Source organism: Gilliamella sp. Pra-s60, from assembly GCF_009795755.1.
Lineage (GTDB): Bacteria > Pseudomonadota > Gammaproteobacteria > Enterobacterales > Orbaceae > Gilliamella.
This window is the reverse complement of sequence record NZ_WTFA01000059.1, coordinates 1-324: the sequence shown is the minus strand read 5'-3', so window position 1 is coordinate 324 and position 324 is coordinate 1. Positions and strand designations below refer to the sequence as shown.

The window sequence follows — 324 nt, the reverse complement described above, 5'->3', positions numbered from 1 at the left end:
CCTGTTTGGCGTGCTAACCTCGCTCTGTTGTCGGCACATTCTGACGCCTGAATAAAACAGATAGCATAGCCGATTTTTTTTGGGGATTATTTTATTTGATAAAAACATTGTATAAAAAACTCAATAAAATCAGTACCTTTCCTGACCGCTTTTTTGCGGTTAAATGCAGTTATCCAGAATATGCTTTTATTGGTTTTACGGGTTTGTTAGTTGTTGGTATTTAACGCTAATTATGCAACTGGTTGATTTTGCTTAAAAAGAGTTAAATAAAAACTTCAATAAAATCAATACCTTTCCTGACCACTTTTTTGGGGTTTTTGCATT

1 protein-coding gene is annotated in these 324 nt (G+C 34.0%); it reads left to right on the top strand.

Features of this window, described 5'->3' with window-relative positions:
* Positions 1 to 95: 95 nt before the first annotated feature.
* Entirely contained in the window at positions 96 to 224 is a 129-nt protein-coding gene (locus GQ596_RS11180; protein WP_255475411.1) for a hypothetical protein, read from the top strand.
* Positions 225 to 324 lie beyond the last annotated feature (100 nt).